Here is a 22,536-nt window from a genome sequence, read left to right as displayed (position 1 = left end):
CGAGGGGGTATTTCGTGGCCGAATTGTGGCCAAGGGTGTGAGCTGAAATGCAGAAAGGTTAGGCTTAGGTATATGACCGAGTTCTGTTCAGATATCCAGGTAGAGCCGCTGCCAGGCACGGCGAAGAAGGAATCCGTCTATGTGCTTTTTGAGTGGCCGGGCGGATGGTCGCGAGACGTGCTCGATGGCGATACCTTTGGGCCGGAGCTCACGGCGCAGCTCAAAGCCAAGCTGAAGGGCGTGGCGGGGCTGCAGCTTATCCGCCGACCGGGCCGCGACGGCCGCCAGGTAGGCAAGATGCACCGCTGCTACCTGGTGTGGGCCGAGCAGGGAGTGATGGAACTCGTGCTACTGACAGGGCCAGAGAAAATCCTCGATCTGGATCTGACAGAACCTGGACGCAATGGAGGCGGCGCAGTGGAAACACCGCTGGTTTTGGTGTGTACGCACGCGAAGCGCGATACCTGCTGTGCGGTCAAGGGGCGGCCGTTGGCCGCGGAGCTGGTGGAGGATTACCCGGATATGGTCTGGGAGACCTCGCACACGAAGGGACACCGGTTCGCGCCATCGGTCATGCTCATGCCGTGGGGCTATTCCTTTGGACGAATGAATAAAGAAGCCGCCGCGCAGATGATTGCGGCGGCGGCGCGGGGAAAGTATTTTTACCCGGTAAATCGCGGGCGCGGTATTTTCGGCCCGCGCGGCCAGGTGGCGGAGTTGGCGGTGGCCCGAGCGCTTATCGACGCCGGCGAGGAGCTCTCCTACGGCCAGCTCACCGCCACTGATAGCGGCGAGGTCAGCCACATTGACGGCCGGCGCTGGCGCGTGACGCTCGAGGAGCGCGAGGTAGAAGGTGTGGTTTCTTCGTGTGGTGACGCCCCGAAGACGGGCCAAGCCATCGTAGCGACCGGCGTGGAGCCGGTCGCGGGGTAGGGCGCCGTCGGCAAGCGGGGGCTAGCGGCGCATGACCTTGGAGGAGAGCCAGTTGCCGAAGAACTGGGCGGCCTGCACCAGCACGATGATGATGAGCGTGGCCACGACGGTGACTTCCCATTCGAAGGCGCGGTAGCCGTAGACGATGGCAAAGTCACCCAAGCCGCCGCCGCCGACGTAGCCGGCCATAGCGGACATGTCCACGATGGCGATAAACAGGAAGGTGTAGCCCAAAATCAGTGGGCCGAGGGCCTCCGGGACGATAACGGAGGTAATGATCTTCCACGGCGAGGCACCCATGGAGCGGGCGGCCTCGATAACGCCGGGGTCGATGGACACGAGGTTTTGTTCCACCACGCGGGCCACGGAGAAGGTCGCGGCGATCACCATGACGAAGGTGGCCGGTCCGCGGCCGATGGACCCGCCCATCACTATGACGGTCAGTGGCTGGGCAAAAGCCAGCAAGATGATGAACGGGATGGGGCGGACGAAGTTAACCAGCAGGTTGACAATGAAATAGACGAACCGGTTTTGCAGGATGCCGCCCGTGCGGGTGGTATAGAGCAGCATGCCTAGGCCAAGGCCGAGGATGCCGGAAACGATGAGGGTAGTCGAGACCATGATGAGGGTATCGACGATGGCATCGGCCAGTGAAGGGCCGAGGCGGTCCCAGTTGGCTTGGGCGAGGGTGGTGACGGTCATCGTGTAATCTCCTCAATCTGGGTGGTGGTAGAAAGCGTGCGGTAGAACTCTTCGATGGCGTTATTGTCGCCGCTGAGCCGTACGGTCAGCTTGCCAAAGGAATGCTGCTGCAGCGTGGTGATGCCGCCGTGGACGACGGCGATGGATACGCCGGCTTCCTTAAGGCGGGCGGCGGCGGTGAAAAAGCCGGATTCCTCGGTGAGGTTGATGGTAAATAGGCGGCCTTCGTGCGCGAGCAGGTCGTCGGTTTCAACGACGTCGGGCTCGTTGCGCAGCGAGGTGGCTACGAACTTGGCGGCCACGGAGGTCTGTGGGTTGGAAAAGACCTCGTAGACGCTGCCTTGTTCCACGACGCGGCCGTTTTCCATCACGGCGACCTTATCGGCGATGGAGCGTACGACTTCCATCTCGTGGGTAATAACCACGATGGTGATGCCAAATTCCTTGTTTACCTGACGCAGTAGGTCGAGGACTTCCTGCGTGGTGGTGGGGTCGAGGGCGGAAGTGGCTTCGTCGGCAAGCAGCAGCGAGGGGTTGGTGGCCAGCGCACGGGCAATGCCGACGCGCTGCTTCTGGCCGCCGGAAAGCTGCTCTGGGTAGCTCTTGCCCTTGTCTCCTAGGCCGACGAACTCCAGCAGCTCTTGCACGCGCTGGGCGCGCTCCTGCTTGCCGACGCCCTGCAGCTGCAGCGGGTATTCAATATTGCCGGCCGCGGTGCGCGAGTTCATCAGGTTGAACTGTTGGAAAATCATGCCGATATTGCGGCGAATGCCGCGCAGCTTCTTCTCGGACATGCCAACGATATTGGTGTCATCAAGCAGCAGCTCTCCCGCGGACGGGGTGTCCAAGCCGTTGATCATGCGTACAAGGGTGGACTTGCCGGCGCCGGAGTAGCCAATGATGCCGACAATTTCGCCGGGCTCAATGGTCATGGAGACATGGTCGAGTGCCTTAACTCGCGCCTTTTTCTGCTTAAAGATCTTGGTGATCTCGCGGAACTCGATGCGGGTGCCGCGTTGAGTGGAATCTGCCACGTGTTTGCGTCCTTAGTTAGGAAAGTGCCAAACCCCGCCGGGGGGTTCCGGCGGGGTAAAAGCAAGGGTGATTAGTCCAGATCTGCTTCGAGCTTATCTAGGATCTTCTGCAGATCCTCCTGGCTGCGCTCCACCTCGACGGAGGTGCCGGCGGAGTCTTCATCGACGCCCTCCTGGACGGCGTCGGAGTGCCATAGCTCGGCAAGCTTCTTGATGTCTTCGTTATCGGCGTCCTCCTCGCGAACGGCGAAGACATTGATGTACGGTTCTGCTTCTTCAGAATTCGGATCGTCTTGGAAGATGGCAGTCTTCGGATCGATGCCGGCACGCTCCAGGAAGGAGTTATTGATAATCGCCGGGGTGCCCTCGCCGTGCGCGGACGTGGTCTGCGCGGCGTCTACCGGGGTGACCTTGACCTTGGACTTCTTTTCATCAATATCCAGCGGGGTGGGCTCCAAGTTGTCCTTATCCTTCAAAGTAATAAGGCCGGCCTGGACCAGTACGTTGATGGCGCGGGCCTGGTTGGTGGAGTCATTCGGGATGGCGACCTCTTCGCCCTCGATGCCGTCGAGAGAGTTGTGGTCCTTCCAAAACAGTGCCAGCGGCACGATTTCGGTGGCCACGATAGGCACCAGGTTGGTGTCATTGCCGTGGTTGTACTCCGCTAGGAACTTCAGGTGCTGGAAGTTATTGGTATCCAGCTCGCCCTGGTCCAGAGCCTGGTTTGGGGTGTTGTAATCCGCGAAAGGCTGGATTTCAATGTCATAGCCAGCGTTCTTCGCTTCCTGCTCGAACGCTACCCACGCCTTCTTGGCGTCGTCGGTGGTGCCCACCTTGATGGACTTGGAATCATCGGAGGAGCAGGCCACCAAGCTGGTGGCAGCGATGGTTACAGCGGCAGTAGCAGCCACTACGCGACGGATCTGCATGGGGATTCCCCTTCTTGTAGGAGTTGAAATAATTTGTCTGTTTAGCAACTTAGCAATCGGCGAACCGCTTTGTCTATTGTCGGCATCACGTCTTACAGGCTTGTATAGAACAATAATTCGATATTACGCTGTGTGGAGTGGAATTTAATGGCGGAAAAGCACTGTCGTGGTCGCGGGTGGAGCGCATCCTCTCCGGTCGCGAATCTGCCGCACCCGTGCCGGTTAATCACCTTCATGGGCCAGCCGATTCTGCTCAGCGCGGCCATTCCGCCGTCCCTTTCGCGGAGTTGCACGCGGTAAGTTCGTATAGTTTTCTTGACGGTGCTGCTGAGCCGGAAGAGCTGGTTGGCCGGGCTATGGAGCTGGGGCTCGAGGGGCTGGCCATTGTGGACCGCGATGGCTTTTATGGGCTGATGAAATTCGCTGAAGCTGCTGCTAAAGCGAATCTCCCGGCCGTATATGGCGCGGAACTATCGCTCGCGGAAGCGCCGGTGACCGTGCTGGCGCGCACCCCGGAAGGCTATCGCCGGTTGTCGCGCCTTATTGCGCGCGCCCGGATGGAGGCTGGGGAGAAGGATCGGGTGGATTATCCGCCACTAGATGAGGTGGCGCGCGAGCTGGAAGGGGAGTGCTTCTTCCTGGTGGGGTCGGAAGCGTTGGCAGAAATCGATAACCTGCTCGAAAGAATAAAAATAGACAGCATAGTTCTCGAATATTCGTGCAGCATGTCCCCTGAAGACGCGGATCGGCACCGTTTCCTCGATAAATACAATAACTTGCGGGCCATCGCAACCGCACGGCCTGCGGCGGCGACCCGTGACCAAGCTCGGCTCGCCGCCGCCAAGCGCGCCTTGGCTCGCCGGGAGTCTCTTGCGGCCGCTGCGCCGCACACCCACCCCATGGGCGCCGGCTGGCTGCGATCCGGCGAGCAGATGGCCCAGCTTTTGCCTGACCGGCCGGAGCTTATTGCGGAAACTGTGCGTCTGGCTCGCGAGTGTTCCTTTACCTGGGATGCGCTTGCCCCGAACCTGCCGCACTCTCCCGTTCCGGAGGGGTATACCGAGATGAGCTGGCTGGAGCATGAGGCCTGGCGCCGTGCCAAGGAGCGTTATGCCTCGCGGCCGGCCGAGATTAAGCAAGCGGCGAAGAAGCAGATTAGGCATGAGCTGGGCGTCATCAAGCAGCTAGGCTTTCCAGGCTACTTCCTAATCGTGTGCGACCTGGTGGATTTTTGCCGGCGTGAGAATATTTTGTGCCAGGGGCGAGGTTCGGCCGCTAACTCCGCCGTGTGCTTCGCGCTGGGCATTACCAACGCCGAGCCTATTTCCGCACAGCTGCTCTTCGAGCGTTTTCTTTCCCCGGACCGCGATGGCCCGCCCGATATTGATATCGATATCGAGTCCGGCCGCCGCGAGGAGGTAATCCAGTATGTCTATCGCACCCACGGCCGGGAACGAGCCGCGCAGGTGGCCAATGTCATTACTTATCGCCGCAAGGGGGCTACCCGCGATGCCGCCCGCGCGCTAGGCTACCCGCAGGGATCGGCCGATGCGTGGTCGAAGGGTACCTCCGAACCGCCTGCTGAGGTCTCATCTTTGGCCGAGCAATTCCTCGGCCAGCCCCGCCACCTAGGAATCCACTCCGGCGGCATGGTGCTGTGTGACCGACCCATTGCGGACGTCGTCCCCATGGAATGGGCCCGCATGGAAAACCGCTCCGTGCTGCAATGGGATAAGGACGATTGTGCGGCCGCCGGCCTAGTGAAATTCGACCTGCTCGGCCTTGGCATGTTGGAGGCGCTGCACCACATGATTGACGCCGTGCGCGCCACCACCGGCCGCGAGGTGCATCTGTGGGAACTCGACCTCGCCGAGCCGGAAGTCTATGACATGCTCTGCCGCGCCGATGCGGTGGGCGTCTTCCAGGTGGAATCCCGCGCGCAGCTAGCCACGCTGCCGCGCTTGAAGCCGCGCCGTTTCTTTGACCTAGTGGTCGAAGTCGCGCTTATTCGGCCCGGCCCCATCCAAGGCGGATCCGTGCACCCTTACTTGCGCCGCCGCGATGGCCTAGAAGAGGTGACCTATGACCACCCCGTCTTGGAAAAATCCCTAGGCAAGACGCTGGGCATCCCCCTTTTCCAAGAACAGCTGATGCAGATTGCCGTAGACGCGGCAGGTTTTTCCGGCGCCGAGGCCGATGACCTGCGCCGCGCCATGGGGTCGAAGCGCTCGCCGGCGAAGATGGCCGCGCTGCGCAGCCGCTTTTTTAACGGCCTGCGCGAGACTAACGGCATCGAGGGCGAGGTGGCGGATAAGCTCTGGGCCAAAATCGTGGCCTTTGCTGCCTATGGTTTCCCCGAATCGCACTCGCAGTCCTTTGCCTCACTGGTGTATTTCTCCGCGTGGTTTAAGTACCACTACCCGGCGGAATTCTGCGTGGGCCTGCTGCGCGCGCAGCCGATGGGCTTTTATTCCCCGCAGTCGCTCATCCAAGATGCCCGGCGCCACGGCGTGCGGGTGCTGCCGGTGAGTATCAATGATTCTGGTGCGCAGGCCCGCGCAACGGGGTCGGGCGAGATTCGGCTGGGCCTCAACCTCATTAAGGGGTTGGGGGAGTCCGCCGCCGAGCGCGTGGAGGCGGCCGCGCCTTTTGCTAGCGTGTCCGATCTTTCGCGCTGGGCGGATCTCAGCGTGGAGCAGGTGGAAGCGCTGGCCACGGCTGGGGCATTGGAGTGTCTGGGGTTGGATCGTCGTCAAGCGTTGTGGCAGGCCGGAGTTGCCGCCACCGAGCGCGAGGGAATGCTGCCTGGCACTTCCGCGCTGGCTGCACCGCACCTGCCTGGCATGTCCGCCTTCGAGCTTATGGCTACCGACGTCGCTTCCACCGGCGTGACCCATAGCCAGCAACCGATGGAGCTGGTGCGTGCCTCGCTTGCCGACGTCCTGCCTGCTTCCCAACTTCCCCATGTTCCCGATGGCACCCGCGTGCGCATCGCCGGCATTATTACCCACCGCCAGCGCCCGCGTACTGCGTCTGGCTTGACCTTTTTGGGCGTGGAGGATGAAACCGGCCTGATGAACGTGATGGTTTCGCCCGGATTGTGGTCGCGGCATAAGGTTGTGGCCCGCACCGCCCGTGCAATGATCATTCGCGGCATCGTACAAAACGCCACCGGCGCGGTCAGCGTGGTCGCGGATAAGCTCGAGCCGCTGGACTTTGGCGAATTCCTCTCCCGCGGCTCCCGCGATTTCCGCTAGTTTCCTCCGCTGCGCAGCTCGTTTGCGTTGAGCTTATTGGCCAATTCCTTGGCTACCGCAAAAGGGATCCACAGCAGTTGGGTATAGATGAGCTTGGCAAAGAAGATGGCGATACTCGCCCCCGAGGTCGCCTCCTCCACTGCGGTTTCCTCCGCTCCGAGGAAGCGTAGGCCGAATGCGGTGGCAACGGCGACGAGGAAGAGCACTGTGGAAGTAACCACTGCGGTCTTGAGTCCTTGGTCGCGGGCGTCGGTATGCAGGCGCAGTTCGTACTCATCCATCTCCGTGGTAGGCACGTCGAGGTGACGGATGGACTGGCGCAGCCATGTGGTGCAGGTAGTCGCCGCGATGCCGGCAATCGGCCATAGCAAGTTAGACAAGCTGAGCGCGATGAAGTGCAGGGCTGCCGTCACGATGGCCAGGCCGAGGAAAATGTCGCCGGCCAGGACAAGGCGCTTGCGGCGGGAAACGGAGGCGGGGATTGGGCTAGCCATTAGGAATTCTTCCTATAGATTTCAGTGGACATGGGGGAAAATTCCTGGCGGGAAAAAATAGCCTCCACGGGGAGGTCAAAGACCTCGCAGACGCGGAAGGCTAGGTCCAGGCTGGGGGAGTGATCCCCGCGCTCAAGCGCGCCGACGGTTTGGGGGTTGACGTCGATGGCCTCGGCCAGCTGCGCGCGCGACATGTCCCGCTCGGCGCGCAGTACACGTACCCGGTTATAAATGGGTGCGGAGGGCTTCTTCTTTGGGGACATAAGTCAAAGTATTGCATAAACCCAACATCCTGGCAAGGGTTGCTACTCGACGCTGAAGATATCCCCTGGCTGGCAGTCCAGTGCCGTGCACAGCGCTGCCAGGGTGCTAAAGCGTACGGCTTTGGCGCGATTATTCTTTAGAACGGAGAGGTTAACTGGGGTGATGCCCACTTCTTTAGCGAGCGCCGCGCCGGTAATGTCGCGCTCTTGCATAATCCGGTCGAGGTGGCAGATTACTTGGGGTTCTTGTGCCTCAGACAAGGCCTTCGACCTCCTCTTCCAGCGTGCAGCCGCGCTTGATAGCGGCCGAGAAGAGCTGCAAGGTGCAGACGAAGAGGTAGGGAAGCGCAAGCTCGCCAAGCGACGTTCCATCCTGGCTGGCCCACCAGTCGATTCCAAGCTGTGAGGAAGCCCAGTTATTTCCTAGGCCTTCGAGCACGAACCGTCCGATAAACCAGACGAGGATGCCAATGGTCATTCCGTTTAGGGGGCGGATATTTTTCGTATTAAAAACCTGTCCGCGAAGCATCGGCTTGACCAAGTGATAGGCAAAGAACGCGATAATTAGGATGGCCGCAATCTTGACGACGAGCGCCGCGCTAAGTAGCCACAATGGTCCACCGTCGAGGTTGTGTTTGCTTAGACCTTCCGGAACGGCCGCGCTCAGGGCGGTGGAAAACCTTCCGGTGGCAAGGTCGCGCAGGTAAGTCGGGCCGAGGATGATGATCGTAAGGAGGGCGAGACCGGCTGCCGCATTAATTTCGCGGCGCTCGGCCTTGGAGGTGGGCTGTGGGGTGGTCGTGACAATCCTTTCTGTCGATAACTTATCGACTTTCGATGTTGTCGTAATTCGATAATATCGAGTAACGATAAGTTGCGCAAGGGGTGGGCCCGATTGATACTGTCAATAACTATGAGCGAAGAAATGAATCCCGTCTCGCCGCGCCTTGTGACCTCGCGCTATATCCACCACCTGAGCTGGATGTTTCTGCTCGCCGCGGCCGCCGCTGCGGCAGGCTTCTGGTGGACCCCGTGGTTCTACTGGGCGGCCGGCATCTTCGTCGGTCTTTTCTTCTGGCTGCTCTGGCTCATTCCCGCTCAAGTGCGCAATATGGGCTGGCTCGAGACCGACGATGAGTTACTTATCACTCGCGGCAAGCTCTGGCATTCCTTCACCGTGGTGCCCTACGGCCGCATCCAGTTCGTCGACGTGACCTCCGGGCCCATCGACCGCGCCCTTGGCCTGAAAAAGCTGCAGCTCCACACGGCCTCTGCCAGCACGGATGCCACCATCAAAGGCTTGGAAGCCCCGCTTGCCGACGCCCTCCGCACCCGCCTTGCCCACCAAGCCCGCGAACGGATGAGCGGCCTATGAGCCCCCAGCCGAACTTCCGTCGCGTCCACCGCCTCACCCCGCTGCTGCGTCTGTGGTCGGTCATCCTGGCCCTCATCGCAGCTTTCGCCCTCAACGTCAACATGGAGGCCCTGCGCGATATCTTCGCCTTTATTACCGGCGAACACCGCGGCGAGGCCTTGCGTGATACCGCCCTCGCCCTCGCTGGTTTCATCGCGGTCTGCGCGGTGGTGTGGCTCGCCTCCGGCCTATGGTGGCGCCGCATGGGCTATCAGCTCGGCGCGGAAGAGCTTTCCCTGCGCCGCGGCCTCTTATCTGTCCAATTGCGCACCGCGCGCTATGACCGCACCCAGGCCGTTGACGTCGTGGAACCCGTCATCGCCCGCCTCTTTCGTCTCGCGGCCGTGCGGGTGGAAACCGCGGGCGGCCAATCTTCTGTCATCGAAATCGCCTACCTCAAAAAGTCCGACGCTGAGGCCCTACGCGATGACATCCTCGCCCGCGTTCACGGCGCTCCCACCTCCCAAACCGAGGCGCCGGCCGAGGAATCGGCTGAAGAACCGGCCGAGGAACCAGCTCTCGTGCCCGAGATCCCCATCGCCCGCTCCCTGATTGCGGCCGCGTTGCGCACGTCCACGCTTTTCCTCGTCGGCTTCCTTATCCTCGTTGTGGTTACGCGGCTGCCGCTCTCGGCCGCGCTGCCCATCCTCGTCGGCGCGCTGCCCAACGCCTGGAACGTGCTCGATTCTTCCTGGCGTTATACCGCCCGCACCGACGGCGAGGTACTCAATATCACCTACGGCCTGGCCGATCGCCGCCGCCAAAGCATTCGCCTCGACCGCATCCACGCCGTGCAGATCACCCAGCCCTTCCTCTGGCGGCCGCTGGGCTGGTACGAGGTACGGGTTTCGGTGGCGGGGTATGGGGCGTCGGCAAGCGGGAAGGCTTCTGGTTCCACCCGCATCCTGCCGGTGGGCACCCTCGCCCAAGCCCGGCAATTCCTGCCGGCCGACGCCGCACCTACCTACGCCTCGCCAACCCGCGCCAAGTGGGTTTCCCCGCTGGACTACCGCCAACAAACCGTGGCGCTTACCGGCGGCTACGTCATAGTGCGCAACGGCCGGCTCAATCGCCGCGTCAAGGCCATCCACACCTCCCATATCCAGGAGTTGACCTATCGCCGCGGACCGATTTCGCAGGCGCTCGGCCTAGCCACCGTCGGCCTCGACCTAGTCCAGGGGCCCGTGCGCATGGACGCGCGCAACCTCACGCTTGCCGACGCCGCCGCACTCCTTACCCAGCTGCGCTCCCGCCAACTGCCGGAGCTTAAACCGCCCCGTTAAATCCCAATTGGCGCCACGCCTCAAATACGGCCGTCGAGGCCGAATTCGACAAGTTCATTGAGCGCCTGGCCGGCACCATCGGAATGCGCACGCGGTCCGTTACGCGCGGATGATTGATGTGCTCCTCTGGCAGGCCGGTCGGCTCCGTGCCAAAGAGTAGGACATCGCCTTCTTGGTATTCGATATCCGTAAACCACTTATCCGTATGCGTGGTAAAAGCGAAGACGCGCGCGCCCGGCAGCGCATCCATGCAGGCCTGGAAGTCCTTGTGAATCTGCACATCGGCCAAATCGTGATAATCCAGACCGGCGCGCTTTAAGTGCTTATCGTCGAAATTGAAACCCAGCGGCTCAATCAGGTGCAGGCTCGCGCCCGTCACCGCGGCCGTGCGAATCGCGTTGCCCGTATTAGTAGGGATGACTGGGTTATCAAAGACAATGTGCAGCTGGCTCATGCCTTCAGTCTAGGATGGTGGCTATGAGCGCTACCAAACTAGATGGCACACTGTACCGCGACGAGATTTTTTCCGACCTTGCCCAGCGCGTGTCCGCGCTGAAGGAGAAGGGGATTACCCCTGGCCTGGCGACCGTCCTCGTAGGTGAGGATCCGGGCTCCCAATCCTATGTGAAGATGAAACATCGTGACTGTGAAAAGCTTGGCATCAACTCCATCCGCAAGGACCTGCCGGCCGATATCACCCAGGAAGAACTAGAAGCCGTCATCGATGAGCTCAACGCCGATGATGCCTGCACCGGCTACATCGTCCAGTTGCCGCTGCCTAAGCACCTGGATGAAAACGCCATCCTCGAGCGCATTGACCCCGCCAAGGATGCCGATGGCCTGCACCCAGTCAACCTGGGCAAGCTCGTGCTCAACGAGGAGGCGCCCTTGCCGTGCACCCCGAACGGCTGCCTGCATCTGCTGCGCCGCTTCGGCGTCGAGCTCAACGGCGCCAAGACCGTGGTCATCGGCCGTGGTGTTACCGTAGGCCGCCCCATCGGCCTGATGCTTACCCGCCGCAGCGAGAACTCCACCGTCACGCTGTGCCACACCGGCACCAAGGACTTGGCCGCTGAGACCCGCGAGGCCGATATCGTCATTGCCGCCGCCGGCCAGCCCCACATGCTCACCGCGGACATGATTAAGGAAGGCGCCGCGCTTCTCGACGTCGGAGTCTCCCGCGTCGACGGCAAGCTCACCGGCGACATTCACCCAGATTGCTGGGATAAGGCCGGGTTCGTCTCTCCGAACCCAGGTGGCGTCGGCCCGCTGACCCGTGCCTTCCTGGTACGCAATATCGTCGAACGCGCGGAAAAGTTGGCGTGAATCTAGATAATCCGCACGACGCCGAGCTCGCGCCCTCCCCACTGCCGCCTGCCGCGCAGTGGGCAGCAATTGGCATCTTCGTGGCCGGCGTGGTTATCTCCGGCGGCTATGCTGTCTTCGAATACTGGCGCCGGGCCACGTTCCTCCTCGGCCTGGCCTTGCTGTGGCTCACCGTGGTCCGACTGACGTGTGATTCCAGCCGCGTCGGCGTGCTGGCCGTACGCTCGCGCCGCTTTGACGCCTGCTTTACCGGCTTAGTCGGCGCCGTGATGGCCTTTCTGGCCTTTTCTGTGGACTCGCTCGGTAGCTAGTTATCCACAGGTTTTTCGTAGAGCCTTCACCTATTTCGGCCTGAAAGGGTGTGGTTCGGCCGGTTATCCACAGGTAACCGCCCGCCTCCGCGCGCTGGGTTGCGCGGCCGGTTTAGGCTCGGGGCCATGATTTCGAACTACCTGGCTGCCGTGAACTCCCCGATGGTGCTCATCGGGGAGTGCGTTGGGCTGTCGGTAGAAGAGCTCGTCGATAAGGGCTTTAGTGATCGCGAGGCCGCCGAGTTTGCCCGCCTGGCCGATACTTACTTCGGCCGCACCTCCTTTGGCGCTAAACAGCGCGCCGCCCGCCGCACTTCGCTGCCGCTCGACGCGCTGAAAATTATCGAGCACTTCGCGCAGAAGATGAAAACCCAGCGGGCGGCTTGGGCACTGCGCGAGGCACTTTGCGCCCTGCGCCTTTCCACCAGCGAGATTGAAAAGTGCGCCCGCCGCATGGTGCGCGAGGAGCGCACCACCAAGCGCTCCGAAGGCGTGCGCCTGACCCGCCGCCGCGATGACCTGTGGACACTGACAATTACCGCCGAGTCCGAGTTAGTTGCAGAAATTAATAACCACGTCTCCACCGTCGCCGATGCCCGTCGCGTCTTTGCCGAGGGCGCCTCTACCTCCACAATCACCACCAATGTGGTGCTTAACCTGAATGAGATGGTGAAGGTCATCCACGGCGAGGACGTCACCTTGCAGCTGACCAATGGTGCCCAGATATCTGGTGCGGATCTTGTCCGCCGCGCGCTTTCCGACGTCGGCCTTATCACCCTCATCCACCCAGTCACCGGCCCCGTAAACCTTTATCAATCGCGGCGCTTGGCGACATGGAAGCAACGCCAAATGGCGATGGCAGAAAACCCGGTGTGCCCGTGGCCCGACTGCCACACGCCGGCGGATGAATGCCAGGTCCACCATCTCACCCCGTGGCTGCTCGGCGGCGATACGAATCCCGAAAACCTCACCATCGCGTGCAAGTATCACAATGCTGTGAACGACGATGACCCGAATGCGCCGCCGCGTCGCGGCCGGCTCGAGCGCCGTCCTGGAGAAGGCATCGTGTGGCGCCCGCCTTGGGCGAAGCCACCCGACGATCGCTGAGCCGCTTCGTCCCTTCGCCGCCCCAGCGCAACGCATAGTGCTAGTGCGCGCTGCGCGGCTTTGGCGATCCTTGCTGCTGCGATCTTTTTAAATCGAATACTCGGTGGGATCGCCTGCCGCTGCATCAATGCGCGGGTCCGGCTGGGAAAGAGTGAGGAAGTTGCGCAGGATGTGATCCATTTGGCGTGACTCGGTAAGGAAGGCGTCGTGGCCTACCGGGGAGACCACCTTGGCCATAGCCAATAGATTTCCCAGATTGCGCGAGATATGTTCTTGCTGGTGATACGGGTACAAGATGTCCGTGTCTACTCCTACGACCATTGTAGGTACCTTGGATGATCCCAGCGCGCGGTTGAGCCCACCGCGGTCACGGCCGATATCGTGGCGGTTGAGCGCCTCGGTGAGAGTGACATAGGAGCCGGCATCGAAGCGGTCGGCCAGCTTGATTCCTTGGTAATCCAGGTAGGAGTTAACGGCAAAGCGATTATCGCGGCGACGGTAAGGCCCGAGCGGGTTCTCGCCGGTCTGTGCATGAACGCCGAAGCGCTCGTCAATTTCTTGTTCGCCGCGGTAGGTCAGGTGCGCAATGCGGCGCGCGGCCGCCAGCCCCTCGCGCGGGCGCTGGGCGGAAGCGTAATAATCGCCGCCGTGCCAGAACGAATCTTGCTCGATGGCCGCGATTTGCGCCGACTGGATGCCAATCTGCCAAGCAGAGGCGCGGGCCGAAACGGCAATGACGCAGGCTGCGTCGAGGAAATCGGGGTGCATCAGTGTCCACTCCAGCGTGCGCGCGCCACCCATTGAGCCGCCGATGACGGCATGCACGTGGGTGATGCCAAGTTCATGCAAAGCGGCACGCTCGGCCGCAACGAGGTCGCGCACGGAAAGCGCGGGAAAACGCGAACCCCAAGCACGGCCATCGTCTGGGTGCGGAGAAGCCGGGCCGGTAGAGCCTGCGCAGCCGCCCAGTGCATTGGTAGCGATAATGCACCACTTCGTCGTATCCAGCGCCTTGCCGGGGCCTACTAGGTCGGCCCACCACTCGGCCACATTCGAGTCCCCGGTTAGCGCGTGTTCGACCAGGATGACGTTATTGGCGCCATGGGGATCGCCGAGAAGGTGGCCGAAGCGGTGGTAGGCAATGTGGGCGTCGGCAAGCGTGGCGCCGGCTTCGGTGTGGAAATCGCCGATGCTAACTAGCTTCATACCAGCGCGTTAAAGCCCAGCTCGAGGTCCGCGATGATGTCATCGATGTACTCGATGCCCACGGACAGGCGGATAGTGGATTGAGTAATGCCGGCCGCTGCCAGCGCAGGTTCATCGGATTGCGAGTGCGTGGTGGTTGCCGGATGCACGGCCAGGGAGCGGGTATCGCCGATATTGGCGAGGTTGGAGTGGAGCTTGAGGGCGTCGATAAACGCCCAGGCTTCTTCGCGGCCGCCGTCGATGTCGAAGGAGAGCACGGAGCCGGTATAGGCATAGCCGAGCTTTTCCTTGGTGGCCTTATACGGCGAGGAGTCGAGGCCGGCGTAGTTGACCTTGGTGACCTTGGCGTGGCCTTCCAGGTACTCGGCGACGGCTTGGGCGTTGGCATTGTGCTTTTCGACGCGCAGTCCCACCGTCTCAATTCCATTCAGCGTCAGCCAGGCGTTGAAGGGGGAGATGGCGGCGCCGGTATCGCGCAGCAGGCCAGCGCGGGCCTTGAGCGCGAAGGCCGAAGCGCCGAGGTCGGCGTATTTGAGTCCGTGGTAGGCCTCATCCGGGGTGACGAAATAGGGGAATACGGGCTCGCCGTTGCGGGTGACGGTCCAGTCGAAGGAGCCGCCGTCGATAATCGCGCCGCCGACGGCCGAGCCATTGCCGGTATAGAACTTGGTAGTGGAGACCACGACGATATCTGCGCCGAGGTCCAGCGGCCGGGCGAGGGCGGCGGTGGCGATGGTGTTATCCACGATGAGCGGGACCTGGTTATTGTGGGCAACCTCGGCGATGGCGGGGATATCAAGGACATCAGCCACGGGGTTGCCGAAGGTCTCGCCATAGAATGCCTTGGTATTTGGCTGAACGGCGTCTTGCCAGGAGGCCGGGTCGTCCGGGGCCTCGACGAGGGTGACGTCGATGCCTAGGCGCTTGAGCGTGACGGTAAAGAGGGTGGAGGTGCCGCCGTAGAGGCGCGGGGAAGTCACGATGTGGTCGCCGGCCGAGGCGAGGTTCAAAATGGCCGCGGTTTCGGCGGCCTGGCCGGAAGCGAAGGCAACGGCCGCGACGCCGCCCTCGAGGGAAGCGAGGCGTTCTTCCAGCGCGTCCTGGGTGGGGTTGGTCAGGCGGGTGTAGATGGGGCCGGCGTCGGAAAGATTAAAGCGGTTGGCCGCGTGCTCGGCGTCGTTAAAAACGTAAGAGGTGGTCTGGTAAATCGGCACATTGCGGGCGTTGTGGTGCCCGTCGAGGTTTTGGCCTGCGTGTACAGAGCGGGTAGCGAAAGACCAGTTGGAAATGGAGTTATCGTATTTCGTCGTCATGCTTGGCAAGACTAGACCAAGCGGTATATATAGCGAATGATTTTGTAGAAACGCGCTGGCAGCCGTGAGAATAAAAATAGACCAAGCGGTCGGTGTGGCGCTTGGTCTGGTGGGGTGTCTTTCTTAGTGGCGGCGGTCGTGCTCCTCGAGCTGATTAGCAATGCGGCTAGTATTCGCGCGGGTGTCATTGCTATTGCGCACGAGCGTGACCACGAGGGCGATAATTCCAGCGAGGATAAGGACGAAAACGAGGATGAGAAGGAGCTCAATCGGACCTAAAGACAACTATTACCTTTCGTTTATAAACGTGGGCTTTACGGTATCACCCCTGTAAAGCCGCCGCAACTGCAGAAAGGCTTTCGCGTAGCTCGGTATCGCTGAGGTGGCCGAAGCCGAGTACGACGCCGTCTTCAGCTTCGGCCCCGCCCCAATAATCGCGCAGCGGGGTGAGTTTGATGCCGCGGGCGGCGGCGCGGGGGACAACGGCCGGGTCGCACAGTAGGACCGCGTGGAGTCCACCGTGGATGGGAAGGAGCTGGGTGCCATCGATGGAGCCAAGCGCTTCGGCCACTAGGTTGCGGCGGCGTTTATAGGTGCGGCGCATGCGGCCGGTGTGGCGTCGTAAAGCGCCGCTGGCAAGGTAGTGGGCGAGCGCGGCCTGGGGGATGGAGCCGACGGGTTGGCCGAAGATATCGCGCACACGGTCCACGGCCGGGCGCAAGCGTGGCGGGAGGACGAGGTAACCGCATGCAATCGAGGGGGAAATGACGGAGGAAAAAGTCCCGAGTAGCACGGTGTGTTCTGGGGCGAGCGCGGCCAGGGCGGGAAGTGGCTGGCCGACGTAGCGCAGCTCGGAGTCGAAGTCGTCCTCGATGAGGAGGGCGTCATGTGCGCGGGCCCATTCGACGAGCTCTGCGCGCCGGGCTGCAGGCAGGGAGCCGCCGTAGGGATATTGATGGCTGGGGGTGACGATGAGGGCGTCGAGGTCGGCGGTGGGAACAGTGACGCCGTCGCGGCCGGTGGGGATTTCCAGCAGCGTGTGGCCGAGGGCCTGGGGGACTCGGCGCAGGCTGGGGTAGCCGGGTGATTCCACGCCCACGCGCAGCGGGCGGCCGAGGGCGCGCAGGAGTACCGAAAGGCCATCGCGGGCACCGGCCGTGATGAGGATGCGGGTTGGGTCGACGTTAAGCCCGCGCATGTGGCGCAGGTGCGCGGCGACCTCGCGGGGAAGGTCGCCGGAGGGATCGACGGCCGCAGCGCGCCACGCGGCCCTCCATTCAGGGGTGAGGATTCCCGCGGTGTCGGGCAGTCCGGGCGTCAGTGACACCAGCTCGGGCTCGGCGGCCGGTTTGGGGGCCGGCTCCGGCCGCGGGGCGCGTGCGTGGGGGAGCAGCGGGTTGATGACGGTGCCGGAGCCAACCTCGGCCGTAAGGTATCCCTCGGCCGTGAGTTGCTCGTAGGCGGTGACTACGCTGCCTCGGGAAACGCCGAGCTGGGTGGCTAAGGTACGGGTGGAGGCAACGCGCTCGCCGGGCAGGAGGACGCCGGCGGCAACCTGGGTGCGGAGGGCCGCGGCGATTTGCACGGGCAGCGGCCGCGTATCAGAGGGATCGAGGCGGAGAGGCACCCCCTCATCATAAGTGGTCTAATCCAACACACTGAAAATGGCTCTTGTCTTGTACCAATTGTGTGGGCCACTATGTGACCTATGACTGAACAGGTAAATGAACAAGGACGCGCCACTACGCGCGTGAAGCGAGGACTAGCCGATATGTTGAAAGGCGGCGTCATCATGGACGTCGTCACGCCGGAGCAGGCGCGCATTGCGGAGGACGCGGGTGCGTCGGCAGTTATGGCGTTGGAGCGCGTGCCGGCCGATATTCGTGCGCAGGGCGGGGTGGCACGCATGTCGGACCCAGAGCTAATTGAGGGCATCGTCGAAGCGGTGGACATCCCGGTCATGGCCAAGGCCCGCATCGGCCACTTCGTGGAGGCGCAGATTCTGGGCGAGTTGGGCGTGGACTTCATCGATGAGTCCGAGGTGCTGAGCCCAGCCGATTACGTCAACCACATCAATAAGTGGGACTTCGACGTGCCGTTCGTGTGCGGTGCCACCAACCTGGGGGAGGCGCTGCGCCGCATCACCGAGGGCGCGGCCATGATTCGCTCCAAGGGCGAGGCCGGCACGGGCGATGTCTCTGAGGCCGTGAAGCACCTGCGCACGATTAAGGCCGAGATTGCCCGCCTGCGCCACCTGGATCGCGATGAGCTCTACGTCGCGGCCAAGGAGCTGCAGGCGCCGTACGACCTGGTCGCAGAGGTCGCGGAGACCGGCAAGCTCCCGGTTGTGCTTTTTGTTGCCGGTGGCGTGGCCACGCCTGCCGACGCCGCCCTCGTCCGCCAGATGGGCGCCGAAGGCGTCTTCGTCGGCTCCGGCATCTTCAAGTCCGGCGAGCCCGCCAAGCGTGCGGAGGCCATCGTCAAGGCGGCGACCCTCTACGACCAGCCGGCCGAACTAGCCAAGCTTTCCCGCGGCCTGGGCGAGGCCATGGTGGGCATCAATGTCAACGACGTGCCCGCGCCGCACCGCCTGGCTGAGCGCGGATGGTAGCCACCGTTGGGGTGCTGGCGCTGCAGGGCGGCGTCGAGGAGCACCTGCGCATTCTTGATGAGCTCGGTGTTGCTACTCGCCGGGTGCGGGTGCCGCGGGACCTGGACGGGCTCGACGGGCTGGTGATTCCGGGCGGCGAGTCGAGTGTCATCGACAAGCTAGCGCGCAGCTTCGATCTGGCCGAGCCGCTGCGCGACGCCGCAGCTGCAGGCCTGCCCGTGCTCGCGACCTGCGCTGGGCTCATCTACTGTGCCCGCGAGCTCGATAACCCCGCGCCGGGCCAGCAGACCTTGGGCCTGCTGGATGTGACGGTGCGGCGCAATGCCTTTGGCAACCAGCGTTTTTCCGCCGAGCGGACAGTGGACGTGGTCGTTGTTAAAGACCAGTCGCTGCCGATTGAGGCGAGCTTTATCCGCGCACCGCTGGTCACCCGTGTAGGCGAGGGCGTCGAGGTCATCGCGACGGTGCCGGGAGAGGGCGGCGACGCAGTGGTCGGCGTGCGACAGGGCCGCGTGACAGCGCTGAGCTTCCACCCAGAAGAAAATGGCGACGCCCGCGTGCACGCCGCCTGGCTCGATAGCTTCTAAACCCGCGCGCACACTAAAGCCGCCCCGCAGCGAAGCAATGAACGCTGCGGGGCGGCTTTTTGGGAAGAATTACTTCTTCAGGCCGTCGATAATCTCGTTGAACTTTGCTACCGGGCGCATGACGGCAGAGGTCTTCTCGTCATTTGGCCAGTAGTAGCCGCCGAGGTCTGCGGGGTTGCCCTGGGCGTCGACAAGCGCCTGGGCAATCTCGTCTGCCTGGGAGGACAGCTGGGAAGCTACGTCCTTGAAGGCGGCGGCGAGATCGGCGTCATCGGTCTGGTTAGCCAGCTCTTCGGCCCAGAAGGTGGCCAGGAAGAAGTGGGAACCGCGGTTATCGATTTCGCCTACCTTGCGGGACGGGGACTTGCCCTCATTGAGCAGGCGCTCGGTGGCCTTGTCCAAGGTAGCGGCCAGGACGCCGGCCTTCTCGTTGCCGTTGGTCTGCTTTTCGTGGCGGAAGGACTCAGCCAAGGCCAGGAACTCGCCGAGGGAATCCCAGCGCAGGTGGTTTTCTTCTTCTACCTGCTGGACGTGCTTCGGGGCGGAGCCGCCGGCACCGGTCTCGAAGAGGCCGCCACCTGCCATGAGTGGAACCACAGATAGCATCTTGGCGGAGGTGCCCAGCTCGAGGATGGGGAAGAGGTCCGTGTTGTAGTCACGCAGCACGTTGCCGGTAACGGAGATGGTGTCCTCGCCGCGGCGGATGCGCTCGATGGAGGTCTTGGTAGCGGTTACCGGGTCCTCGATGGAGATGTCTAGGCCCTCGGTGTCGTGGTCCTTAAGGTACTTCTCCACCAGGGACTGGATATTGCGGTCGTGGCCGCGCTCCGGGTCGAGCCAGAAGATGGTCTTCATACCGGACAGGCGAGCGCGGTTGACGGCGAGCTTGACCCAGTCCTGGATCGGGGCGTCCTTGGTCTGGCAGGCGCGCCAGATATCGCCTTCCTCCACATCGTGGGAGATGAGGACCTCGCCCTGGGAGTTGCGAACCTCAACAGTGCCCGCGGCCGGGATCTTGAAGGTCTTATTGTGGGAGCCGTACTCCTCGGCCTTCTGCGCCATCAGGCCAACGTTCGGCACGGTACCCATGGTGGTCGGGTCGAAGGCACCATTTTCCTTGCAGTCCTCGATAACAGCCTGGTACACGCCAGCGTAGGAGGAATCCGGAATGACGGCGAGGGTGTCCTGCTCCTCGTCGTTCTTATTCCACATGTGGCCGGAGGTACGGATCATGGCGGGCATGGAGGCGTCAATAATGACGTCGGAAGGCACGTGCAGGTTGGTGATGCCCTTGTGGGAGTTGACCATGGCAAGGTCGGGGCCGTCGGAAAGCGCGGCATCGAAAGCGGCCTTGATTTCTTCACCATTGTCCAGGTTCTTCAGGCCCTCGTAGATAGCGCCCAAGCCGTTTTCGCCATTGAGGCCGGCAGCCAGCAGCTCCTCGCCATACTTGTCATATGTATCAGCAAAGAAAGCGCGGACGACGTGGCCGAAGAGGATGGGGTCAGAGACCTTCATCATGGTGGCCTTCAGGTGGGTGGAAAAGAGCACGCCCTCTTCCTTGGCGCGCTTGACCTGTGCGATGAGGAACTCATCCAGAGCCTTGGCGGACATGAAGGTGCCGTCGATGACCTCGCCCTTGAGAACCGGCAACTCCGGCAGCAGGGTCTGCTCGCCGTCGGCGGTCTTAAGGACGATGGACAAGGTGTCCTCGTTTTCCAGGATGACGGACTTTTCATTGTGGCGGAAGTCGTTGTCCGCCATGGTGGCAACGTTGGTCTTGGAGTCCTTGGACCACTCACCCATGCGGTGCGGGTGCTTCTTGACAAAGTTCTTCACGGCCTCCGGTGCGCGGCGGTCGGAGTTGCCCTCACGCAGCACCGGGTTAACAGCGGAGCCCTTGACGGAATCGTAGCGGGTAGCGATGTCCTTTTCTTCCTCGGTGGAAGGGTTATCCGGGTAATCAGGCAGGTCGTAGCCGGCAGCCTGCAGCTCGGCGATGGCCTTCTTCAGCTGCACCAGGGAAGCGGAAATATTCGGCAGCTTGATGATATTTGCTTCCGGAGTCTTGGCCATCTTGCCCAGCTCTGCCAGGGCGTCTTCGACCTTCTGCTCCTCGGTCAGGCGCTCCGGGAACTGCGCGGCGATGCGGGCGGCCAGCGAAATATCGCGGGTTTCTACGTCAATGCCCGCAGTAGAAGCGAAGGCCTCCACAATGGGCTTGAGGGAGTAGGTCGCCAGCAGCGGCGCCTCATCGGTACGGGTCCACGTAATCTTTGCCATGATTCTCCTAAGTAACGTTGGAAAATTGTTCAAGTGCCCAGAGTACCGATTTTGTGGGCGGCATGTGGGCCAGTTTGCTGATAGTGATCCCCCATTTGCGCCCCTTGAAAAGGGTTGCGTGGCCAGCATCACCCACCGGCTGGCGGGGTGGAGATATTCACGAGCGCCCGCTGCGGACATGCTGCAGGTAAACGTGGGGTGTACCCTCACTCTCCATGAAAATTATCGATGAGCTCAGCCCGCGCAGCGCCCACGAGCCCCGCATTCGGCGTCGTCCGTTGCCTTTACAAACGGAGATTACCGCCGGTCGCCGCGCCATCGTGATGGTGGCGATGGCGCTTGGTGCCTTTGCCATTGGCACTACGGAGTTCGTGTCGATGGGCTTGCTGCCGCTTATCGCGGATGATTTTGGCATTTCGGAAGAAAACGCCTCAACCTTCATCACCATCTACGCGATGGGCGTGGTGGTCGGCGCCCCGCTGATTGCGGCCTTTACCGGCAAGCTCCCACGCCGTCGCTTGATCCTCCTGCTCATCGGATTCCTCGTGGTGGGAAACTTGCTATCGGTGGTGGCGCCGAATTACGCCATCCTCATGGTGGCGCGCTTCATTGCGGGTATGCCGCACGGTGCTTATTTCTCCGTGGCGAACCTTTCGGCCGCATCCATGGCGCCTCCAGGCGGCCGCGGTAAAGCCATGGCCTATGTGGGCATGGGGCTGGCCATCGCCACGGTCATTGGGGTGCCGGCCGCGCAGGCGCTTGGCTCCGCGTTAGGCTGGCAGGCGGCCTACCTTGTGGTTGTGGCGCTGGGCATTATCACCGCCATTGCACTGTTCTTCCTGATGCCGCACATGACGGAGATGAAGCAGACCGATATCCGCACGGAGTTCGGGGCGTTTAAAAATAGCCAGGTGTGGTTCACCGTCATCATGGGCGTGGTGGGCTTTGGCGGCATGTTCTCCGTCTATACCTATATTTCTTGGACCATGACCGAGGTTGCCGGCATGGATCAGAGCCTCATCTGGGTCGTGCTCATGGCCTATGGCATCGGCATGACCATCGGCAATGCCTTCGGCGGCTGGCTGGCGGACCGCAACCTGGAGTTTGGCATCATCTTTGCCTTGGCCTGCCTTATCGTTATCCTTACCGCTTTTTACTTCCTCTCTGGACACGCTATCCCGGCCACGATTTGCTTTGGCTGCGTGGCCTTTATGGGCTCCACACTTGTGCCTTCGCTGCAGCTGCGCTTGGTGCATGTGGCTGGCGACGCCCAGACTTTGGCCGCTGCGCTCAATCAGTCCGCGCTGAACATAGCGAATGCAGCGGGCGCGACCATTGGCGGCGCCGTCGTGGGTGCTGGTTTGGGCTACTCCGCTCCGGCGCTGGCGGGGGCCAGCCTGGCGGCTGCGGGTTGCCTGGTGTGGGCTGCGACGATGTGGGATAAAAAGCGCCTTGCTCGCCATTCATAAACGGACCGATATGC

23 protein-coding genes are annotated in these 22,536 nt (G+C 62.2%); 11 read left to right on the top strand and 12 right to left on the bottom strand.

Features of this window, described 5'->3' with window-relative positions; all coding sequences use genetic code 11:
• The first annotated feature begins 72 nt into the window (after nt 1–72).
• On the top strand, nt 73–933 hold the full coding sequence (locus QP904_RS03515) for a sucrase ferredoxin (protein ID WP_284835554.1): 861 nt from the start codon (nt 73–75) through the stop codon (nt 931–933).
• 21 nt (nt 934–954) lie between these two features.
• Here QP904_RS03515 and QP904_RS03510 read toward each other — a convergent pair whose 3' ends face one another.
• The 3 genes from QP904_RS03510 to QP904_RS03500 all read right to left on the bottom strand — a co-directional run bounded on the left by QP904_RS03510 (nt 955) and on the right by QP904_RS03500 (nt 3,598).
• On the bottom strand, nt 955–1,635 hold the full coding sequence (locus QP904_RS03510) for a methionine ABC transporter permease (protein ID WP_023020640.1): 681 nt from the start codon (nt 1,633–1,635) through the stop codon (nt 955–957).
• The gene (locus QP904_RS03505; protein WP_284835553.1) at nt 1,632–2,669 is read right to left on the bottom strand and encodes a methionine ABC transporter ATP-binding protein; all 1,038 of its coding nucleotides are present in this window, start codon (nt 2,667–2,669) and stop codon (nt 1,632–1,634) included. Before QP904_RS03505 ends, QP904_RS03510 begins: the two co-directional genes overlap by 4 nt.
• Nucleotides 2,670–2,740: 71 nt before the next feature.
• Nucleotides 2,741–3,598 (bottom strand): MetQ/NlpA family ABC transporter substrate-binding protein, encoded by an 858-nt coding sequence (locus QP904_RS03500; RefSeq protein WP_284835552.1) that lies wholly within the window; start codon nt 3,596–3,598, stop codon nt 2,741–2,743.
• Nucleotides 3,599–3,735: 137 nt separating this feature from the next.
• Here QP904_RS03500 and QP904_RS03495 point away from each other — a divergent pair, with 137 nt between their 5' ends.
• Nucleotides 3,736–6,855, top strand: a complete 3,120-nt coding sequence (locus QP904_RS03495; protein ID WP_284835551.1) for an error-prone DNA polymerase — start codon at nt 3,736–3,738, stop codon at nt 6,853–6,855.
• Here QP904_RS03495 and QP904_RS03490 read toward each other — a convergent pair.
• The 4 genes from QP904_RS03490 to QP904_RS03475 are packed head-to-tail and all read right to left on the bottom strand — an operon-like array spanning nt 6,852 to nt 8,225.
• A complete protein-coding gene (locus QP904_RS03490; protein ID WP_049383601.1) occupies nt 6,852–7,349 on the bottom strand; it encodes a hypothetical protein in 498 nt (165 codons plus the stop codon). The two genes, QP904_RS03495 and QP904_RS03490, sit on opposite strands and share 4 nt — an antisense overlap.
• Nucleotides 7,349–7,612 (bottom strand): helix-turn-helix transcriptional regulator, encoded by a 264-nt coding sequence (locus tag QP904_RS03485; RefSeq protein WP_023020645.1) that lies wholly within the window; start codon nt 7,610–7,612, stop codon nt 7,349–7,351. The genes QP904_RS03490 and QP904_RS03485 overlap by 1 nt, the downstream gene beginning before the upstream one ends.
• Nucleotides 7,613–7,654: 42 nt before the next feature.
• On the bottom strand, nt 7,655–7,873 hold the full coding sequence (locus QP904_RS03480; protein WP_259824959.1) for a helix-turn-helix domain-containing protein: 219 nt from the start codon (nt 7,871–7,873) through the stop codon (nt 7,655–7,657).
• Nucleotides 7,866–8,225, bottom strand: a complete 360-nt coding sequence (locus QP904_RS03475) for a hypothetical protein (RefSeq protein ID WP_284835550.1) — start codon at nt 8,223–8,225, stop codon at nt 7,866–7,868. The genes QP904_RS03480 and QP904_RS03475 overlap by 8 nt, the downstream gene beginning before the upstream one ends.
• A 300-nt stretch (nt 8,226–8,525) precedes the next feature.
• Between QP904_RS03475 and QP904_RS03470 the strand changes: the two genes are divergently transcribed.
• Together QP904_RS03470 and QP904_RS03465 are read left to right on the top strand one after the other, a co-directional pair.
• A complete protein-coding gene (locus QP904_RS03470; protein WP_239208244.1) occupies nt 8,526–8,987 on the top strand; it encodes a PH domain-containing protein in 462 nt (153 codons plus the stop codon).
• Nucleotides 8,984–10,309 (top strand): PH domain-containing protein, encoded by a 1,326-nt coding sequence (locus tag QP904_RS03465; RefSeq protein ID WP_284835549.1) that lies wholly within the window; start codon nt 8,984–8,986, stop codon nt 10,307–10,309. The genes QP904_RS03470 and QP904_RS03465 overlap by 4 nt, the downstream gene beginning before the upstream one ends.
• Here QP904_RS03465 and QP904_RS03460 read toward each other — a convergent pair.
• Nucleotides 10,293–10,763, bottom strand: a complete 471-nt coding sequence (locus tag QP904_RS03460) for a tRNA (cytidine(34)-2'-O)-methyltransferase (protein ID WP_005322648.1) — start codon at nt 10,761–10,763, stop codon at nt 10,293–10,295. The two genes, QP904_RS03465 and QP904_RS03460, sit on opposite strands and share 17 nt — an antisense overlap.
• 23 nt (nt 10,764–10,786) lie before the next feature.
• Here QP904_RS03460 and QP904_RS03455 point away from each other — a divergent pair, with 23 nt between their 5' ends.
• From QP904_RS03455 to QP904_RS03445, 3 genes are all read left to right on the top strand, one after another.
• Entirely contained in the window at nt 10,787–11,635 is an 849-nt protein-coding gene (locus QP904_RS03455) for a bifunctional methylenetetrahydrofolate dehydrogenase/methenyltetrahydrofolate cyclohydrolase (RefSeq protein ID WP_023020649.1), read from the top strand.
• A complete protein-coding gene (locus QP904_RS03450; RefSeq protein ID WP_239205823.1) occupies nt 11,632–11,946 on the top strand; it encodes a DUF3017 domain-containing protein in 315 nt (104 codons plus the stop codon). The genes QP904_RS03455 and QP904_RS03450 overlap by 4 nt, the downstream gene beginning before the upstream one ends.
• Nucleotides 11,947–12,072: 126 nt before the next feature.
• Nucleotides 12,073–13,053 (top strand): HNH endonuclease signature motif containing protein, encoded by a 981-nt coding sequence (locus QP904_RS03445; protein WP_239192875.1) that lies wholly within the window; start codon nt 12,073–12,075, stop codon nt 13,051–13,053.
• Nucleotides 13,054–13,140: 87 nt separating this feature from the next.
• On the opposite strand, the gene metX is transcribed toward QP904_RS03445, so the two are convergent.
• On the bottom strand, nt 13,141–14,259 hold the full coding sequence (gene metX / locus QP904_RS03440) for a homoserine O-acetyltransferase MetX (RefSeq protein ID WP_239192873.1): 1,119 nt from the start codon (nt 14,257–14,259) through the stop codon (nt 13,141–13,143).
• Entirely contained in the window at nt 14,256–15,572 is a 1,317-nt protein-coding gene (locus QP904_RS03435; RefSeq protein WP_239208247.1) for an O-acetylhomoserine/O-acetylserine sulfhydrylase, read from the bottom strand. Before QP904_RS03435 ends, metX begins: the two co-directional genes overlap by 4 nt.
• Nucleotides 15,573–15,698: 126 nt before the next feature.
• Between QP904_RS03435 and QP904_RS03430 the strand changes: the two genes are divergently transcribed.
• Nucleotides 15,699–15,851 carry a hypothetical protein gene (locus QP904_RS03430; protein ID WP_284835548.1) on the top strand — a complete coding sequence of 51 codons (153 nt, stop codon included), beginning with the start codon at nt 15,699–15,701 and terminating at the stop codon, nt 15,849–15,851.
• A gap of 43 nt (nt 15,852–15,894) precedes the next feature.
• On the opposite strand, the gene pdxR is transcribed toward QP904_RS03430, so the two are convergent.
• Nucleotides 15,895–17,199 carry a MocR-like pyridoxine biosynthesis transcription factor PdxR gene (gene pdxR, locus QP904_RS03425; protein ID WP_284835547.1) on the bottom strand — a complete coding sequence of 435 codons (1,305 nt, stop codon included), beginning with the start codon at nt 17,197–17,199 and terminating at the stop codon, nt 15,895–15,897.
• 81 nt (nt 17,200–17,280) lie between these two features.
• On the opposite strand from pdxR, the gene pdxS reads away from it, so the two are divergent.
• Entirely contained in the window at nt 17,281–18,183 is a 903-nt protein-coding gene (gene pdxS, locus QP904_RS03420; RefSeq protein WP_023020656.1) for a pyridoxal 5'-phosphate synthase lyase subunit PdxS, read from the top strand.
• Nucleotides 18,177–18,770 (top strand): pyridoxal 5'-phosphate synthase glutaminase subunit PdxT, encoded by a 594-nt coding sequence (gene pdxT, locus QP904_RS03415; protein ID WP_284835546.1) that lies wholly within the window; start codon nt 18,177–18,179, stop codon nt 18,768–18,770. The genes pdxS and pdxT overlap by 7 nt, the downstream gene beginning before the upstream one ends.
• A gap of 69 nt (nt 18,771–18,839) precedes the next feature.
• On the opposite strand, the gene QP904_RS03410 is transcribed toward pdxT, so the two are convergent.
• Nucleotides 18,840–21,053: an NADP-dependent isocitrate dehydrogenase gene (locus QP904_RS03410; RefSeq protein WP_284835545.1), complete on the bottom strand. Its 2,214-nt coding sequence runs from the start codon at nt 21,051–21,053 to the stop codon at nt 18,840–18,842.
• Between the two features lie 215 nt (nt 21,054–21,268).
• On the opposite strand from QP904_RS03410, the gene QP904_RS03405 reads away from it, so the two are divergent.
• Entirely contained in the window at nt 21,269–22,522 is a 1,254-nt protein-coding gene (locus QP904_RS03405; protein ID WP_284835544.1) for an MFS transporter, read from the top strand.
• The last annotated feature ends 14 nt before the right edge of the window (nt 22,523–22,536 follow it).

The sequence above is a fragment of the Corynebacterium nasorum genome (assembly GCF_030229765.1).
GTDB classification, from domain to species: Bacteria; Actinomycetota; Actinomycetes; order Mycobacteriales; family Mycobacteriaceae; genus Corynebacterium; species Corynebacterium kefirresidentii.
This window is presented reverse-complemented; position numbering and strand designations above follow the sequence as displayed.